This window comes from Klebsiella sp. GW_Kp182 (genome assembly GCF_040062275.1).
In the GTDB taxonomy this organism is placed as follows: domain Bacteria; phylum Pseudomonadota; class Gammaproteobacteria; order Enterobacterales; family Enterobacteriaceae; genus Klebsiella; species Klebsiella michiganensis.
This window is the reverse complement of sequence record NZ_JBEAFQ010000017.1, coordinates 1-17,864: the sequence shown is the minus strand read 5'-3', so window position 1 is coordinate 17,864 and position 17,864 is coordinate 1. Positions and strand designations below refer to the sequence as shown.

The window sequence follows — 17,864 nt, the reverse complement described above, 5'->3', positions numbered from 1 at the left end:
TCAGGCCCTGATAGCCGCTTGATATAAACCGTCCAACATTATGGGGTCAGTTCACCTGCGCGCCGGTTTTTTTATGCCTCAGCCGAGCCGACGGCCAGCTTTATTCCCCCAACGGAACGCTTTTTTGCGAGCAGATTTCCGGCACTGTTGAAACCCGCTGCAACGCCTTTAATACTCTCCGGCGCGCGCCGCAAACCCGCATTTTACCGTTCGAATAAAGCCTCAATGCTCCGCATACTTGGCCCATGAACAGAGAACATGGCTATACCCTGATTGAAACCCTGCTCACCATGGTCGTGGTCGTCATTCTCGGCGCCAGCGGGCTGTACGGCTGGCAGAGCTGGCAACGGCAGCAGCGCCTGTGGCAAACCGCCTGCCAGGTCCGCGACTACCTGGTGCTGCTACGCGATGACGCCAACTGGCACAACCGCGACAGGGTATTAAGCGTCGGCCAAAGCGCGGAGGGCTGGTGCCTGAGCGCCAGCGGGGCGATGGCCGACTGTCTCCGCAGGGACGCTTTCACGCTGCAACCGCTATGGCCGGAGGTTTCGCTCAGCGCGATGACGCCGGGGCTGGGGTTTTATGGCCTGCGTAATACCGCCTGGGCCGGGCATATCCGCCTGCAAAGCGCGGCGGGCGGCTGGAACATTATCGTTTCTCACTGGGGGCGCATCCGCCTGTGTCGCGGCGAGGAGACGGCATCGTGTCTGTAAAACAGCGCGGCTTTTCCCTGCCGGAAACGCTGATCGCGATGGCCATCAGCTCCGTGCTGCTGCTCGGCAGCGCGCGTTTTCTTCCGGCGCTGCAGTGGGCCGCGCTTCGCCAGACCCGGCAGCAGTCGCTGGAAAATGAGCTCTGGCAGCGAATCTACACCGTCGCGAAGCATCTGCAGCGCGCCGGATACTGCCGCGGCCGCTGTTACGGGCAGGCGCTGTATATCGCAGAGGGCGGTGATTGCCTGCTGGTGAGCTGGGATAGCAACAGCGATGGCGTCTGGAATAGCGCGCCGTCATCGGAATCGGATACCACCGGGTTTCGCCTGCGCGATGGCGCGCTGGAAACCCTGCGCGGCGCAAGCGCCTGCAGCGGCAAAGGCTGGGAGAAAATGACCAACCCGGCGGCGATTCAGATCACCGCGTTTCAAGTTACGCGCCTGGAGAGGGCGGGCTTCGCGCCGGAATTATCGATTACGCTGGCGGCGCACTCGGTCGCCGACCCGCAAATCCGCGCGCGGGCGGAATACGGCGTAACGGGATATAACCTGTGAATCGCCAGCGCGGGCTCTCTTCGCTGCTGATGGTGCTGCTGCTGTTAGCGCTCGGCACGCTATTACTCCAGGGACTGCACCAGCAGCAGCGTTCGCTGTTAGCGCAGACGGCCAGCGAAACGCGGGCGCTTGGCGATGCCGCTGATGCGCATTCCGCGCTGCAGTGGGGGAAGGGGCTCGTCTGGCCGCTTCAGGAAACGGTTAGCTGCCAGCAGAACGCGGCGCTCGGCTGGCGCGCCTGCCTGCGCGTCTTTAGCGACGCCTCGGTATTGCTGATTGGCGGCAGCGATGGCGGCGGCATGCTGCTGTGGCAGTCAGGCGCAATCGAACAAAACCGCGTCCGCTTTTCGCCCCACGGCTGGAGCGATTTTTGCCCGTTAAAGGAGGCGAGCCTATGCCAGATGCCCTGAGGCGGCAGAGAGGGTTTAGCCTGCCCGAAACGCTGCTGGCTTTAGTCTTGCTTATCGCAACCGTGACCGCGCTGGCGGGCTATCAGCGTGGGCTGGCCAACGGCTTTATGCAGCTCAACCAGTACCGTCAGCTGTGGCGCGATGCGTGGCGATTCAGTCAGCTTAGCCCACCGGTGATTCCCGCGAATCGCCAGGTGTCCCGCATGCAGACATCGGTGCAAAGATGTGTCAGCATCACGGTAACGATCACGATGCCCGCAGCCAGGCGGGCGCAGATGACCCGGCTGCACTGCCCGGTCAGTCAGTAGCCAGGAGCGAATATGTTAAGGGTGTACCACTCAAACCGTCTGGATGTGCTTGAAGCCTTGATGGAGTTTATCGTCGAGCGCCAGCGGCTGGATGACCCTTTTATGCCGGAAATGGTGCTGGTACAGAGTACCGGGATGGCGCAGTGGCTGCAGATGACGCTGGCGCAGCGCTTCGGGATTGCGGCCAACATTGAGTTCCCGCTACCCGCCAGTTTTATCTGGGACATGTTCGTGCGGGTGTTAAAAGATATTCCCGGAGAAAGCGCGTTCAGCAAGCAAAGTATGAGCTGGAAACTCATGACCCTGCTACCGCAGCGGCTGAACGATGAAGCCTTTACGCTACTGCGCCACTATCTGCACGACGATAGCGACAAGCGCAAGCTGTTTCAGCTGGCCGCCAGAGTCGCGGATCTCTATGACCAGTATCTGGTTTATCGCCCCGAGTGGCTGATGCGCTGGGAGGCCGACCAGCGCGTTGACGGGCTTGGAGACGCGCAGGAGTGGCAGGCGCCGCTGTGGAAAGCGCTGGTGGAATATACCGCTGAGCTGGGCCAGCCGCTGTGGCATCGCGCCAATTTATACCAACGCTTTATCAGCGCGCTTGAGGCCGCCGAACAGCCGCCCGCCGGGCTACCGTCGCGGGTCTTTATCTGCGGGATTTCGGCGCTGCCGCCGGTATATCTGCAGGCGCTCCAGGCGCTGGGTAAGCATGTCGATGTATATGTTCTCTTCACTAACCCGTGCCGCTACTACTGGGGCGACATCAAAGATCCGGCATTTCTGGCAAAGCTGCTCTCCCGCCAGCGCCGCCACCACCGCGAAACGACGCGAGAGCTGCCCCTGTTTCGCGATACGCAACAGGCTCCGGGGTTATTCAACGATGCCGGGGAACAGGATGTCGGCAATCCGCTGCTGGCCTCCTGGGGCAAGCTGGGGCGCGACTATATCTACCTGCTGGCGGGTCTTGAGCGCTATGAAGAGCTGGACGCCTTTGTCGATATCGCGCCGGATAACCTGCTGCATAATCTTCAGGCGGATATTCTCGAACTGCGTAATGCGGCGGTGGCCGGGCGCAGCGCCGAGGAGTTTGCCAACAGCCGCAGCAAGCGGTTGCTGGCGGCGGACGACCGCAGCCTGACGATTCATGTCTGCCATAGCCCGCAGCGCGAGGTTGAGGTACTGCACGACCGGCTGCTGGCGATGCTCGAAGAGAATCCCGAGCTCACGCCGCGCGATATTATCGTCATGGTGGCGGATATCGATAGCTACAGCCCCTATATTCAGGCGGTCTTCGGCAGCGCCAGCGGCGAGCGCTGGCTGCCGTGGGCGATATCCGACCGGCGGGCCCGCGAATCGCATCCGGCGCTGCAGGCGTTTATCACCCTGCTTTCGCTGCCCGACAGCCGCTTTGCCAGCGAAGACGTGCTGGCGCTGCTGGATGTGCCGGTGCTGGCCGCGCGCTTTAACATTAACGAAGAGGGGCTGCGCTACCTGCGCCAGTGGGTTAACGAATCCGGCGTACGCTGGGGAATGGATGACGACAATGTGCGTGAACTCGATCTCCCGGCTACCGGCCAGCATACCTGGCGCTTTGGCCTGACGCGCATGCTGTTGGGCTACGCCATGGACAGCAGCGAAGGGGAGTGGCGCTCGGTGCTGCCTTATGATGAGTCGAGCGGGCTTATCGCCGAGCTGGTGGGCAACCTGGCATCGCTGCTGATGCAGCTTAATCTCTGGCGCCGCGGGCTGGCCCAGGATCGCCCATTAGCCGAGTGGCTGCCGGTATGCCGCGACCTGCTGAACGACTTCTTCCTTCCGGACAGCGAAACGGAAGCCGCCCTGGCGCTGATAGAACAGCAGTGGCAGGCGGTGATTGACGGCGGCGTCGACGCGCAGTATGGCGAAACGGTACCGCTCTCTTTGCTGCGCGATGAGCTGTCCCAGAGGCTCGATCAGCAGCGCATCAGCCAGCGCTTTCTCGCCGGCCCGGTTAACATTTGTACCCTGATGCCGATGCGTTCGATTCCTTTCAAGGTGGTCTGCCTGCTGGGGATGAACGACGGCGTTTATCCGCGCACCCTGGCGCCGCTGGGCTTCGATTTAATGAGCCAGAAGCCGCAGCGCGGAGACCGTAGCCGTCGCGACGACGACCGCTATCTGTTCCTTGAAGCCCTGATGTCGGCCGAGCAGAAGCTCTATATCAGCTATATCGGCCGTTCCATTCAGGACAATAGCGAGCGCTATCCCTCCGTTCTGGTTCAGGAGCTGGCGGACTACATCGGCCAGAGCCACTGTCTGGAAGGGGACGAAGAGCTGGACTGCGATGCCAGCGAACGGCGGGTCAAAGAGCACATCACGCATCTGCATACCCGCATGCCTTTCGATGCCGCCAATTTTCTGGCTAATGAAGATCAAAGCTATGCCCGGGAATGGCTGGCGGCCGCCAGCCAGCAGGGGGAAGCGCACGGCGCGTTCATCCAGCCGCTACCGGTACCGGACATCGATCACTTACCGTTCGAACAGCTGCTGCGCTTTTGGCAGCATCCTGTGCGCGCGTTCTTTCAGCAGCGGCTGCGGGTGAATTTCCGCTCGGAGGAGAGCGAGATCCCCGATGATGAACCTTTTACCCTCGAAGGGCTGAGCCGCTATCAGTTGAACCAGCAGCTGCTCAATACGCTGATTGAGCAGCAGGACGCCTCGGCAATGTATCGCCGCTTCCGTGCCGCCGGGGAGCTACCCTATGGCGCTTTCGGCGAACTGGCCTGGGAGACCCAGCGTCAGGAGATGCAAAATCTGGCCGAACGGGTGATCGCCTGCCGCCAGCCGGGGCAGAGCATGGAAATCGATCTGCAATGCAACGGAGTCAACATAACCGGCTGGCTGCAGCAGGTACAATCCGACGGTTTGCTGCGCTGGCGGCCTTCGCTATTAAGCGTGGCGCAGGGGATGCAACTTTGGCTGGAGCATCTTGTCTATTGTGCTAGCGGCGGTACCGGCGAAAGTCGGCTGTTTGTGCGCAAAGAGGGCGAGTGGCGTTTTCCACCGCTGGCGCAGGAGCAGGCCCAGGGCTACCTCAACGATCTGGTTGACGGTTACCTGCAGGGAATGTCCAAACCGCTGCTGCTGCTGCCGGAAAGCGGCGGCGCATGGCTAAAAGTCTGTTATGACGCCGAAAAGGATGTCATGTTAATGGACGAAGAGACGCAGCAAAAAGCGCGCAGTAAATTTCTTCAGGCTTATGAAGGGAACATGGTGGTCAGCGGCGAAGGTGCCGACGTCTGGTATCAGCGCCTGTGGCGCACGCTGGAAGCGGAATACTATGAAGAGATCCTGACGCAAACGCAGCGTTATTTGCTACCGGTGTTTCGTTTCCATCAGTCCGAATAACATTGTAATAGTATAAAAATTGCGCACTGGATGGCAGTTCATTTATGATGCGCAACGAATCACGGACTGATGTTTATAAAGGCTGCCAATTATGCAGCGCCAGGTTTGTTAATGATGAGGTCCGTGAATGCCCCGCAGTTTATGGTTCAAGGTTATTGTTTTACTGGCCGCCCTTTGGGCGCCGTTAAGTCAGGCAGACACCGGATGGCAACCGATCCAGGAAACCATCCGTAAAAGCGAAAAAGATACCCGTCAATATCAGGCGATCCGCCTCGATAACGGCATGGTAGTGCTGCTGGTTTCCGATCCCCAGGCGGTAAAATCGCTGTCGGCGCTGGTCGTTCCCGTGGGATCGCTGCAGGATCCCGCCGAGCATCAGGGGCTGGCTCACTTCCTGGAGCATATGACGCTGATGGGCTCGAAAAAGTATCCCCAGCCTGACAGCCTCGCCGAGTATCTCAAAATGCACGGCGGCAGCCACAATGCCAGCACCGCCCCGTATCGCACCGCCTTCTATCTCGAAGTGGAAAACGATGCCCTGGACGGCGCGGTCGATCGCCTGGCCGACGCCATCGCCGCGCCGCTGCTGGATAAAAAATATGCCGACCGCGAGCGTAATGCGGTTAACGCCGAGCTCACGATGGCGCGTACCCGGGACGGGATGCGAATGGCGCAGGTTAGCGCGGAAACCATTAACCCGGCGCACCCCGGCTCGCAGTTTTCCGGCGGTAACCTTGAAACGTTGAGCGACAAGCCCGGCAAACCGGTGCTTGATGCCCTGCACGCCTTTCGCGATAGCTGGTATTCCGCCAACCTGATGAAAGCGGTGATCTACAGCAACAAGCCTCTGCCGGAGCTGGCGAGCATCGCGGCGGCCACCTACGGTCGCGTGCCGAACCACGATATCAGCAAACCGGAGATTACCGTCCCGGTGGTGACCGATGCGCAAAAGGGCATCATCATTCACTACGTTCCGGCGATGCCGCGTAAAGTGCTGCGCGTGGAGTTCCGCATTGATAATAATAGCGACAAGTTCCGCAGCAAAACCGACGAGCTGGTGACCTATATGATCGGTAATCGCAGTCCCGGCACGCTCTCAGACTGGCTGCAAAAGCAGGGGCTGGTTGAAGGGATTCGCGCGGACTCCGACCCGGTGGTGAACGGCAACAGCGGGGTGCTGGCTATATCCGCGACCCTGACGGACAAAGGTCTGGCGCACCGCGATGAAGTTACCGCGGCCATCTTCAGCTACCTCAATCTGCTGCGCAGCCAGGGAATCGATAAGCGCTATTTTGATGAGCTGGCCCACGTGCTGGCGCTCGACTTCCGCTACCCGTCCATCAACCGCAATATGGATTACGTCGAATGGCTGGCGGACACCATGATCCGCGTGCCGGTCGAGCATACGCTGGACGTTGTCAACATTGCCGATCGCTACGATCCGCAGGCGATCGAAGACCGCCTGGCGATGATGACGCCGCAAAACGCCCGCATCTGGTACATCAGCCCGAAAGAGCCGCATAACAAGACTGCCTACTTCGTCAATGCGCCCTATCAGGTGGATAAGATCAGCGAGCAGACCTTTGCCGACTGGCAGCAGAAGTCCAGCGCCATCGACCTCAAGCTGCCGGTGCTGAACCCCTATATTCCGGATGATTTCAGCTTAATCAAAAGCGACAAGGCTTACCCGCATCCGCAGCTGATTGTAGATGAACCGACGCTGCGGGTGATTTACGCGCCGAGCCAGTACTTCGCCAGCGAACCGAAAGCGGATATTTCGCTGGTTCTGCGTAACCCGCAGGCAATGGACAGCGCCCGCCGGCAGGTGATGTTTGCGCTCAATGATTATCTGGCGGGCATTGCGCTCGACCAGCTCAGCAACCAGGCGGCGGTCGGGGGGATAAGCTTCTCTACCGGCGCGAATAACGGCCTGATGGTTAACGCCAACGGCTATACGCAGCATCTACCTGAGCTGTTTAACGCCCTGCTCGACGGTTACTTCAGCTATACGCCAACCGAAGAGCAGCTGGAGCAGGCTAAATCCTGGTACGCCCAGATGATGGATTCGGCGGATAAAGGCAAAGCCTACGATCAGGCGATCATGCCGATTCAGATGGTTTCTCAGGTGCCGTACTTCCAGCGCGAAGAGCGTCGGGCGCTGCTGCCATCGATCACCCTGAAAGAGGTGCTGGAATACCGCGATAATCTCAAGGCGAAAGGGCGACCGGAGCTGATGGTCATCGGTAATCTTACCGCCGATCAATCCACCGCCATGGCGCGGCAGATTCAAAAACAGCTGGGCGCTGACGGCAACGAGTGGTGCCGTAACAAAGACGTTCTGGTCGATCGTAAACAGCTGGCGATTTTTGAAAAAGCGGGCAACAGTACCGATTCCGCGCTGGCCGCCGTCTTCGCGCCGCCGAACGTGGACGAATACGCCAGCTCTGCCGCCAGCTCGCTCCTCGGGCAAATCGTACAGCCGTGGTTCTATAACCAGCTACGTACGGAAGAGCAGCTGGGCTACGCGGTCTTCGCCTTCTCGATGAACGTTGGCCGCCAGTGGGGGATGGGCTTCCTGCTGCAAAGCAGCGATAAGCAGCCGGCTTACCTCTGGCAGCGTTTCCAGGCCTTCTTCCCCACGGCGGAAGCCAAACTGCGGGCAATGAAGCCGGAAGAGTTTGCGCAGATTCAGCAGGCGGTGATCGGTCAGATGCTGGAAGCGCCGCAAACGCTGGACGATGAAGCGTCGAAGCTGAGCAAAGATTTCGATCGCGGTAATATGCGCTTCGATTCACGTGATAAAGTAGTGGCTCAGATTAAACTGCTGACGCCGCAAAAGCTTGCCGACTTCTTCCATCAGACGGTGGTGGATCCGCAGGGCATGGCAATTCTCTCCCAGGTTTCCGGTAGCCAGAATGGCAAGGCGGAATACGCGCATCCGCAGGATGGCAAAGTCTGGGAGAACGTCAGCGCATTGCAGAAATCCTTACCCCTGATGCGAGAGAATGAATGACCGACACCGCCGAGTCTCTTGACCCACTGCGCTTGCCCCTGACGGGCGAGCGCCTGATAGAAGCCTCTGCGGGCACAGGAAAAACCTTTACCATTGCCGCCCTCTATCTGCGGCTGCTGCTGGGGCTGGGCGGGGAATCCGCCTTTCCCCGCCAGGTCAGCGTGGAAGAGCTGCTGGTAGTGACCTTTACCGAAGCGGCGACCGAAGAGCTGCGCGGGCGTATTCGCAGCAATATCCACGAGCTGCGTATCGCCTGCCTGCGCGAAAGTACCGACAATTCTCTCTACGCCGGGCTGCTGGCGGAAATCGCCGATAAAACCCAGGCGGCGCAAACGCTGCTGCTGGCCGAACGGCAGATGGACGAAGCGGCGGTATTTACCATTCACGGCTTCTGCCAGCGGATGCTGAGCCTTAACGCCTTTGAGTCCGGCATGCTGTTCGAACAGCAGCTGATTGAAGATGAATCCCGCCTGCGCTATCAGGCCTGCGCCGACTTCTGGCGTCGCCACTGTTATCCGCTGCCGCGTGACATTGCGGCGGTTATCCACGAAGCGTGGAAAGGGCCGCGCGATCTGCTGAAATCCATCGACCGCTGGCTACAGGGAGAGGCGCCGCAGCTCAAATCGCCGCCGCCGGCTGACGAAACGCTGGCCGAACGCCATCAGCAAATTATCGAACGCATCAACGCGCTGAAGCAGCAGTGGCTGGCACAGGTGGGCGAGGTTGAGGCGGTGCTGGAAAACTCGGGCCTCGACCGGCGCAAGTTTAATCGCGGCAATCAGGGGAAATGGCTGGAGAAAGTGACCGCCTGGGCCCAGGAAGAGACCCTCAGCTACCAGCTTCCGGATGCGCTGGAGAAGTTCTCCCAGGCCTTCTTGCTTGAGCGCACCAAAGCGGACGGCGCGCCGCCGGTACACCCGCTGTTCAGCGCGGTAGAAGCGCTGCTGGCGACACCGTTAACCTTGACCGACCTGGTGATTGCCAGGGCGATGGTTGAAATCCGCGAAGCGGTCGCGCGGGAGAAACGCCGCCGCGGCGAGCTGGGCTTTGACGATATGCTTAGCCGCCTGGATGACGCCCTGCGCGGGGAGAGCGGCGAAGCGCTGGCCAGCGCGATTCGCCAGCGCTTTCCGGTGGCGATGATCGACGAATTTCAGGATACCGACCCCCAGCAGTACCGAATCTTTCGCCGCATCTGGCGGCGCCAGGCAGACACCGCGCTGCTGCTGATTGGTGACCCCAAACAGGCCATTTACGCCTTCCGCGGCGCGGATATCTTTACCTACATGAAAGCGCGTGGGGACGTCACCGCCCACTATACGCTCGACACCAACTGGCGCTCCGCGCCGGGGATGGTTGATAGCGTCAATCGCCTGTTTAGCCTCAGCGATAACCCCTTTATGTTCCGCGAAATCCCGTTTATGCCGGTGAAGTCGGCCGATAAAAACCAGGGGCTGCGCTTTACCGTCGATGATGCTGCGGTACCGGCGATGAATATCTGGCTGATGTCGGGCGAGGCCGTTGGGGCGGGGGATTATCAGGCGTTTATGGCCCAGCTGTGCGCGGCGCAAATTCGCGACTGGCTCAGCGCGGGTCAGCAGGGCAAAGCGCTGCTGTGGCGCGGTGAAAAAGCTGAACCCGTGCGGGCTTCGGACATCACGGTGCTGGTGCGCAATCGTCAGGAGGCGTCGTTAATTCGCGATGCCCTTCAGCTGCTGTCGATTCCCTCCGTGTATCTCTCCAACCGCGATAGCGTGTTTGAAACCCCCGAGGCGCAGGAGCTGCTGTGGGTGCTGCAGGCGGTGCTGGCCCCCGAGCGGGAAAATACCCTGCGCAGCGCGCTGGCGACCGCAATGTTCGGCCTCAACGCGCAGGACATTGAAAACCTCAACCAGAGCGAACGGGCGTGGGATGAGCTGGTAGAAGAGTTTAGCGGCTACCGGCAAGTCTGGCGGCAGCGCGGCGTGATGCCGATGCTGCGGGCGCTGATGACCGCGCGGCGCATTGCCGAAAACCTGCTGGCGACCAGCGGCGGCGAGCGGCGCCTGACCGATATCCTGCATATCAGCGAGCTGCTACAGGAGGCGGCGAACCAGCTGGAGAGCGAACATGCCCTGGTGCGCTGGCTGGCGCAGCATATCGCCGAGCCGGATAGCAACGCCTCCAGCCAGCAGATGCGCCTGGAGAGCGATAAGCACCTGGTGCAGATCGTCACCATCCATAAATCGAAAGGGCTGGAGTATCCGCTGGTCTGGCTGCCGTTTATTGCGCGTTTCCGTAAACAGGATCAGGCGTTTTATCACGACAGAACCTCCTTTGCCGCCGTTCTCGACCTGGGGCAGGCGGAGGGCAGCATGGAGCTGGCGGAGGCCGAACGCCTGGCCGAAGATCTGCGCCTGCTTTACGTCGCGCTGACCCGTGCGGTCTGGCACTGCAGCCTTGGCGTTGCGCCGCTCAGCACCCGGCGCAGCGACAAGCCCGGCGCCAGCGATTTTCACCACAGCGCGCTGGGCCGCCTGCTGCAGGGCGGGGAAGCGATGGATGCCGCAGGGCTGATGGCGCGCCTGCAGGCGTTCTGCAGCGGGGAGATCGCCCTGCAGCTCCCGGATACGGCTGCGCCAACTCCGTGGCAGGCTCCGCAGGCGGCGCTACCGCCGCTTTCAGCCCGTTTGCTCGCGCGTTCGGTGACCGATGACTGGCGGGTCACCAGCTACTCCGGCCTGCAGCAGAATGGACACAGCGCGGCGCAGGATCTTCTGCCGCGTCTGGATGTCGATGCCGCCGGCGTCGGTGAGGTTGCGGAAGAGCCGCAGCTTACTCCGCACCAGTTCCCGCGCGGCGCGTCGCCGGGGACGTTTCTCCACAGTTTGTTCGAAGATCTCGATTTTACCCAGCCGGTTCCCGCCGACTGGATGGCGGCCAGGCTCCAGCTGAGCGGCTTCGAGGAAAAGTGGACCCCGGTGCTGACCGCATGGCTCGACGGCGTGCTGCGTACCCCTCTGCCCGGTGCGGGCATCGCCCTTAATCAGCTGGGCGAAGGCGATAAACAGGTGGAGATGGCGTTTTATCTGCCCATCGAACAGCCGCTGGATCCCCGGCGTCTGGATGCGCTGATTCGTCAGTACGATCCGCTCTCTGTGGATACCCCAACGCTCGATTTCCGCCAGGTGCGGGGGATGCTGAAAGGCTTTATCGACCTGGTGTTTCGCCACAACGGCCGCTATTACCTGCTGGATTACAAATCCAACTGGCTGGGGGAAAATCGCGAGGCCTATACCCAGGACGCGATGCGGCAGGCAATGCGTTCGCACCGTTACGATTTGCAGTACCAGCTCTATAGCCTGGCGCTGCACCGATATTTACGCCACCGCATTGCCGATTATGATTACGAACGCCACTTCGGCGGCGTTATTTATCTCTTTTTACGCGGCATGGACGGGCAGGACGGCGGGCAGGGTATCTTCACCACCCGGCCGGCGCTGCCGCTGATTAACGGCCTCGATGCGCTGTTTGCCGGGGAAACCCAGGAGGTTGTGCTATGACCATGGATGAACTGTTACTGCAGGCGGTTGAACAGCGCCTGCTGCGCCCGCTGGACGTCCAGTTTGCGCTCATGGTGGCGCAGGAGGCGCATCCGGCGGTGAAGCTCACCGCCGCCATTCTCAGCCGCGATGCCGGTGAAGGCCACGTCTGCCTGCCGATTTCGCGTCTCGCCGAGGATGAGCTGCTGAGCGCAAAAGCGGCAGGCCTGAGTGAGCAGATCCTTGAGCTGACCGGCGCCCCGGACGGCTGGCTGCCGCTACTTAACGATGCTGAAGCGGTCAGCGGCGGTGAGCGCCCGACGCCGATGATCCTCTGCGGCGAACGGCTTTACCTCAACCGCATGTGGCGCAACGAATTAACCGTCGCGCGCTTTTTCAATGAGGCCAATCAGGTGCTGGAGGTGGATGAAGCCCGGCTGGCTTCGACGCTCGATGCGCTGTTTCCGCCCGCCGAGGAAACGGACTGGCAAAAAGTGGCGGCTGCGGTCGCCCTGACCCGACGGATTTCGGTGATTTCCGGCGGTCCGGGCACCGGTAAAACCACGACCGTCGCTAAACTGCTGGCCGCGCTGATCCAGACGTTCTCCAGCCCGCGCTGCCGTATTCGCCTGGCGGCGCCGACCGGTAAAGCCGCGGCGCGCCTGACCGAGTCCCTCGGCGCGGCGCTGCGCCGCCTCCCTCTCAGCGACCAACAAAAGGCGCTGGTGCCTACCGAAGCCAGCACCCTCCATCGCCTGCTGGGCGCGCAGCCCGGCAGCCAGCGGATGCGCTATCACGCCGGCAACCCGCTGCATCTTGACGTGCTGGTGGTGGATGAAGCCTCTATGATTGACCTGCCGATGATGTCGCGCCTGATCGACGCGCTGCCTGAGCACGGAAGGGTGATTTTCCTTGGCGACCGCGATCAGCTGGCGTCGGTAGAGGCCGGAGCGGTGCTGGGGGATATTTGCGCCTGGGTTAATGCAGGTTATACCCCGGCGCGGGCGGCACAGCTCGCCCGGTTGACCGGCCAGCCGGTGCCGGCTGGCGAGGGCAACGTTGCCGGTGCGCTGCGCGACAGCCTGTGCCTGCTGCAAAAAAGCTACCGTTTTGGTCGCCATTCCGGTATCGGCCATCTGGCGTGGGCGGTGAACAGCGGCGAGCGCAGCGCGGTACGCGCAACGCTGCGTCAGTCGTTCGACGATATCGCCCTGTATCCGCTGAACGCCACCGAAGAGTATGAAGCGATGCTGAATCAGGCGCAGGCGGGCTACGGTCGCTTCCTGCAGCTGCTGCGCGCGCGGGCTGAGCCCGAAGAGATGATCGCCGCCTTTGGCGAATTCCAGCTGCTGTGTGCGCTGCGCGAGGGGCCGTATGGGGTCAGCGGCGTGAACGAACAGCTGGAGCAGATGCTGAACCGCAAGCGGGCGATCGCGTTACCGCGGCATTCGCGCTGGTATGAAGGACGGCCGGTGATGATCTCCCGCAACGACAGCGCGCTGGGGCTGTTTAACGGCGATATCGGCATCGCGCTGGAAAGAGGCGATGGCCTGCGCGTCTGGTTCCCGATGCCCGATGGCAGCATCAAGTCGGTACAGCCAAGTCGTCTGCCGGAGCACGATACCGCCTGGGCGATGACGGTGCATAAATCGCAGGGGTCGGAGTTCGATCACGCGGCGCTGATCCTGCCTTCGCGCAGCGTGCCGCTGGTAACCCGCGAGCTGGTTTATACCGCCATTACGCGTGCGAAACGGCAGCTGTCGATCTATGCCGATGAGCAGGTGCTGACTCAGGCGGTGGCTGCGCGTACCGAACGACGCAGCGGCCTGACGGATATCTTTTCCGCCCAGTGAGGTTTTTTCCCCGGTCGGCCGCGCGCTTTCCGGGGAGAAGGGATCAGGCCAGGTCTGCCATCAGCACCTTGGAGCGGCGCTGATAGTTGTACATCTCTTTTTTGCTCTCCGGCAGCAGGTCGACGTCGACCGGCGTAAATCCGCGCTCCTGGAACCAGTGAATGCTGCGGGTCGTAAGAACAAACAGCTTGCTGAGGCCCATTTGCTTCGCCTGCGCGGCAATGCGTTCGAGCAGCACTTCGCCGCGCGATGAGCTGCGGTAATCCGGATGCACCGCCACGCAGGCCATTTCGCCGATCTTCTCTTCCGGGAAAGGATAGAGCGCGGCGCAGGCGATGGTGGTGTTGTCGCGCTGAATAATGGTGAATTTATCGATTTCCATCTCCAGCTGTTCGCGCGAACGCCTGACCAGAATGCCCTGCTGCTCCAGCGGGCTAATCAGCTCGAGGATGCCGCCGATATCGTTAATGGTGGCGCGGCGGATCTGCTCGGCGCTCTCCATCACTATCTGGGTACCGATACCGTCGCGTGAGAACAGCTCCTGCAGCAGGGTGCCGTTTTCCTGATAGCTGATCAGGTGGCAGCGGCGCACGCCGCTGCGGCAGGCTTTTACCGCGCCGCGCAGAAAGCGCACGGTGCCGGAGCTGTAGTCTTCGTCCGCTTCCATCTCTTCCACCCGCGCCTGGGCTTCGTTGGGGAACAGCTCGGGGACGATCTCGCCATCCTGATTTTGAACCCCCTGCGATGAGCAGAAGCCGATCATCTTTTCGGCTTTCAGCTTAATCGCCAGCTGGGTCGCAATCTCTTCGGAGGTCAGGTTAAAACTTTCGCCGGTGACCGACACCGCAACCGGGCCCATCAGCACGATTGCGCCGTTATCCAGCTGGCGGTGAATGGCTTCTTCATCGATGCGCCGGATGCGCCCGCTGTGGCAGTAATCCACGCCGTCATCCACGCCTAACGGCTGCGCGATAATGAAGTTGCCGCTGACCACGTTGATATGGGCGCCCTGCAGCGGCGTGTTGTTGAGGCTCATCGACAGGCGAGCGGTAATTTCCAGCTGCAGCATGCCCGCCGCCTGCTTAACCAGCTCGAGCGTTTTGGCGTCAGTCACTCGGGTTTGTTTATGATAAACCGGCTCGTGACGATGCTCCGCCAGGTTGGCATCGATCTGCGGGCGGGCGCCATAGACCACCACCAGACGAATTCCCAGGCTGTGAAGCAGGCCAATGTCATTGACTATACTAGAGAAATTATCATGCTCGATGGCTTCCCCGCCCAGCATGATGACAAACGTTTTACCCCGATGGGCATTAATATAGGGGACAGAATGGCGGAATCCCTCTACCAGTTCGGTGCGACGTTCCTTCACCATGACACAACCTCAATGCATGATTATTCGTAATTACTGTATTTTTATTCTGTTTCGCCGGCAAACGCAAGCCCCAATTTTTGGCTGAGCCGGGAAAACAGTGTGAGCCAAATCAGGGTGTCAAAGATTGTTTACCCTTTTATAGATGACAGGTTATGCGCCTTTCGTTAAAGTTTCCGGTCAATCTGTTTGTTTTAAATACGAATGATTTCTTACTGCTTGGGAGTGGCATGTCGGGATACAAGTCAGGATTAAGCCGCCGCCGATTTTTACAGGGGGCGGGCGCCATGTGGTTAATGAGTGTGAGTCCGGTTGGGTTAGCTGCCGCGGCGCAGGTGGTTGCCGTACGCGTCTGGCCATCATCGACCTACACGCGCGTCACCGTGGAGTCCAACCATATCCTGAAATATCGGCAGTTTGCGCTCAGCAATCCTGAACGTGTGGTGGTGGATCTGGAAGGGGTTAATCTCAACTCCGTACTGAAAGGTATGGGGAGTCAGATTCGCGGTGACGATCCCTATATTCAATCCGCTCGGGTGGGGCAGTTCGATCCGCAAACCGTGCGCATGGTGTTTGAGCTGAAACAGAACGTGAAACCGCAGCTGTTTGCGCTGGCTCCGGTCGCCGGGTTTAAAGAGCGTCTGGTCATGGACCTCTATCCCGCTAACGCCACCGACGTGCAGGATCCGCTGCTGGCGCTGCTCGAAGATTACAACAAAGGCGATCTTCAGCGGCAGGTTCCGCCTGCGGAGAGCGGGCCGAAACCGGGTAAAGCCGGGCGCGATCGGCCCATTGTTATCATGCTCGATCCCGGCCACGGCGGCGAAGACTCCGGCGCGGTGGGAAAATACCGCACCCGCGAGAAAGACGTGGTGCTGCAGATTGCCCGACGGCTGCGCGCGCTGATCGAGAAAGAGGGCAATATGAAGGTCTATATGACCCGCAACGAGGACGTTTTTATCCCGCTGAAGGTCCGCGTCGCCAAAGCGCAGAAGCAGCGCGCCGACCTGTTTGTCTCTATTCACGCCGACGCGTTTACCAGCCGCCAGCCCAGCGGATCGTCGGTGTTTGCCCTGTCAACCAAAGGGGCCACCAGTACCGCGGCTAAGTATCTGGCGCAGACCCAGAACGCCTCTGACCTGATCGGCGGCGTCAGCAAAAGCGGCGATCGCTACGTCGACCACACGATGTTCGACATGGTGCAGTCGCTGACCATCGCCGACAGCCTGAAGTTCGGCAAGGCGGTGCTGGAAAAGATGGGCAACATTAATAACCTGCACAAGAACCGGGTTGAGCAGGCGGGCTTCGCGGTGCTGAAGGCGCCGGATATTCCATCGATTCTGGTGGAAACCGCGTTTATCAGTAATGTCGAAGAAGAGCGTAAATTGAAAACGGCGAAATTCCAGCAGGAAGTTGCAGAGTCGATTCTGGCAGGGATTAAAGCCTACTTCGCCGACGGCGCGACGCTGGCAAGGCGAGGGTAACGCAACAGGAAAGTGAAATGGCTCTATTAAAGAGCGCGCACGGCGGCAATATCCGCGAGGCCGCCGCGCTTATGGGCATCTCTGCGGCGCAGCTGCTGGATTTTAGCGCCAATATTAATCCGCTGGGGATGCCGGAAAGTTTAAAGCGCGCCATCCTCGACAATATGGCCTGCGCCGAACGCTACCCTGACGTTGAGTATCAGCAGCTGCACCTTGCGCTGGCGGAACACCATCAGATCCCCGCCTCGTGGATCCTCGCCGGAAACGGCGAAACCGAAGCGATCTTTACGCTGGTTCAGGGGCTGAAGCCGAGCCAGGCGATGATCGTCACTCCGGGTTTTGCCGAATATCGCCGGGCGCTGCAGTCGGTGGACTGCGCGGTGCGGGAATTTCTGCTGCGCGAGGAGGATGGCTGGCAGCTCACCGGGGCGATTCTTGACGCCCTGACGCCGGATCTGGACTGCTTATTTCTCTGCACGCCGAACAATCCTACCGGCCTGCTGCCCGAGCGCCGTCTGCTGGAGATGATTGCTGAACGCTGTCGGTCGCTGGGCATTGCCCTGATTCTCGATGAAGCGTTTATCGATTTTATCCCCGACGAGCCGGGATTTATTCCGCTGCTGGGCCACAACCCGCACGTGTGGGTGCTGCGTTCGCTGACCAAGTTTTATGCCATTCCCGGCCTGCGTCTGGGGTATCTGGTCAATGGCGATGCGCGGGCGGTGGCGAGAATGCGCGAGCGCCAGATGCCGTGGTCGATAAACGCGTTTGCCGCCCTGGCGGGGGAAATCATTCTCCAGGATAGCGCCTACCAGCAGCAAACCTGGCAGTGGCTGGCGGAGGAGGGGCAGCGCTTTTACCATCAGCTGCGCCATATTCCCGGCCTGACGGTCTATCCTGGGCGGGCAAACTATCTGTTTCTGCGCTGCGACGTGGCGGATCTGGATCTGCAATACGCGATGCTGCAACAGCACATCCTGATCCGCAGCTGCGCCAACTACCCGGGACTCGACGGGCGCTACTTCCGCGTCGCGATCCGCAGCCAGCAGGAAAATACCCGGCTGCTGACGGCCTTCAGGCGGGTATTTAACGAGTAGATGTCTGCCGCCATTGTTCGTCTGCGGTTCTTCCCGGTGGCGCTGCGCTGACCGGGCTACGGGTTTACAGCCGTCTGCGGACCGGTAGCCCGCCTCCGGGGAAGGTGCACAGCATGAGGTTTTGTTGCGGTCTTCTTCCCGGCTCGCGCTGC

11 protein-coding genes are annotated in these 17,864 nt (G+C 60.6%); 10 read left to right on the top strand and 1 reads right to left on the bottom strand.

Annotated features, from left to right (window positions below; all coding sequences use genetic code 11):
• Positions 1-245 precede the first annotated feature (245 nt).
• From ABLU88_RS15735 to recD, 8 genes are all read left to right on the top strand, one after another.
• Positions 246-713, top strand: coding sequence for a prepilin peptidase-dependent protein (locus ABLU88_RS15735; RefSeq protein WP_025107415.1), 468 nt, complete (start codon positions 246-248; stop codon positions 711-713).
• Positions 704-1,267: a prepilin peptidase-dependent protein gene (locus ABLU88_RS15730; protein ID WP_064404175.1), complete on the top strand. Its 564-nt coding sequence runs from the start codon at positions 704-706 to the stop codon at positions 1,265-1,267. The genes ABLU88_RS15735 and ABLU88_RS15730 overlap by 10 nt, the downstream gene beginning before the upstream one ends.
• Positions 1,264-1,677 (top strand): DUF2509 family protein, encoded by a 414-nt coding sequence (locus ABLU88_RS15725; RefSeq protein WP_348837029.1) that lies wholly within the window; start codon positions 1,264-1,266, stop codon positions 1,675-1,677. Before ABLU88_RS15730 ends, ABLU88_RS15725 begins: the two co-directional genes overlap by 4 nt.
• Entirely contained in the window at positions 1,662-1,985 is a 324-nt protein-coding gene (locus ABLU88_RS15720; RefSeq protein WP_014226656.1) for a prepilin-type N-terminal cleavage/methylation domain-containing protein, read from the top strand. The genes ABLU88_RS15725 and ABLU88_RS15720 overlap by 16 nt, the downstream gene beginning before the upstream one ends.
• 12 nt (positions 1,986-1,997) lie before the next feature.
• Positions 1,998-5,372: an exodeoxyribonuclease V subunit gamma gene (recC, locus tag ABLU88_RS15715; RefSeq protein ID WP_025107417.1), complete on the top strand. Its 3,375-nt coding sequence runs from the start codon at positions 1,998-2,000 to the stop codon at positions 5,370-5,372.
• A gap of 127 nt (positions 5,373-5,499) precedes the next feature.
• On the top strand, positions 5,500-8,385 hold the full coding sequence (ptrA, locus tag ABLU88_RS15710; RefSeq protein WP_348837025.1) for a pitrilysin: 2,886 nt from the start codon (positions 5,500-5,502) through the stop codon (positions 8,383-8,385).
• Complete coding sequence (recB, locus tag ABLU88_RS15705) at positions 8,382-11,927, top strand: exodeoxyribonuclease V subunit beta (RefSeq protein ID WP_348837022.1); 3,546 nt, start codon at positions 8,382-8,384, stop codon at positions 11,925-11,927. Before ptrA ends, recB begins: the two co-directional genes overlap by 4 nt.
• Positions 11,924-13,759 carry an exodeoxyribonuclease V subunit alpha gene (gene recD / locus ABLU88_RS15700; protein WP_348837019.1) on the top strand — a complete coding sequence of 612 codons (1,836 nt, stop codon included), beginning with the start codon at positions 11,924-11,926 and terminating at the stop codon, positions 13,757-13,759. Before recB ends, recD begins: the two co-directional genes overlap by 4 nt.
• A 43-nt stretch (positions 13,760-13,802) precedes the next feature.
• Here the strand turns inward: recD and argA are convergent, their stop codons facing one another.
• Positions 13,803-15,134: an amino-acid N-acetyltransferase gene (argA, locus tag ABLU88_RS15695; protein ID WP_348837016.1), complete on the bottom strand. Its 1,332-nt coding sequence runs from the start codon at positions 15,132-15,134 to the stop codon at positions 13,803-13,805.
• A 227-nt stretch (positions 15,135-15,361) separates the two neighbouring features.
• On the opposite strand from argA, the gene amiC reads away from it, so the two are divergent.
• Positions 15,362-16,615 (top strand): N-acetylmuramoyl-L-alanine amidase AmiC, encoded by a 1,254-nt coding sequence (gene amiC, locus ABLU88_RS15690; protein ID WP_014226651.1) that lies wholly within the window; start codon positions 15,362-15,364, stop codon positions 16,613-16,615.
• Between the two features lie 17 nt (positions 16,616-16,632).
• Positions 16,633-17,712, top strand: a complete 1,080-nt coding sequence (gene cobD, locus ABLU88_RS15685) for a threonine-phosphate decarboxylase CobD (protein WP_348837013.1) — start codon at positions 16,633-16,635, stop codon at positions 17,710-17,712.
• Positions 17,713-17,864: the final 152 nt, after the last annotated feature.

What these genes read in the sequence shown, in the direction of transcription:
- ABLU88_RS15720 (WP_014226656.1), top strand. Translation starts at nt 1,662, where the DNA reads ATGCCAGATGCCCTGAGGCGGCAGAGAGGGTTTAGCCTGCCCGAAACG.
- cobD (WP_348837013.1), top strand. Translation starts at nt 16,633, where the DNA reads ATGGCTCTATTAAAGAGCGCGCACGGCGGCAATATCCGCGAGGCCGCC.
- ptrA (WP_348837025.1), top strand. Translation starts at nt 5,500, where the DNA reads ATGCCCCGCAGTTTATGGTTCAAGGTTATTGTTTTACTGGCCGCCCTT.
- recC (WP_025107417.1), top strand. Translation starts at nt 1,998, where the DNA reads ATGTTAAGGGTGTACCACTCAAACCGTCTGGATGTGCTTGAAGCCTTG.
- recB (WP_348837022.1), top strand. Translation starts at nt 8,382, where the DNA reads ATGACCGACACCGCCGAGTCTCTTGACCCACTGCGCTTGCCCCTGACG.
- amiC (WP_014226651.1), top strand. Translation starts at nt 15,362, where the DNA reads ATGTCGGGATACAAGTCAGGATTAAGCCGCCGCCGATTTTTACAGGGG.
- recD (WP_348837019.1), top strand. Translation starts at nt 11,924, where the DNA reads ATGACCATGGATGAACTGTTACTGCAGGCGGTTGAACAGCGCCTGCTG.
- argA (WP_348837016.1), bottom strand. Translation starts at nt 15,134, where the DNA reads ATGGTGAAGGAACGTCGCACCGAACTGGTAGAGGGATTCCGCCATTCT.
- ABLU88_RS15735 (WP_025107415.1), top strand. Translation starts at nt 246, where the DNA reads ATGAACAGAGAACATGGCTATACCCTGATTGAAACCCTGCTCACCATG.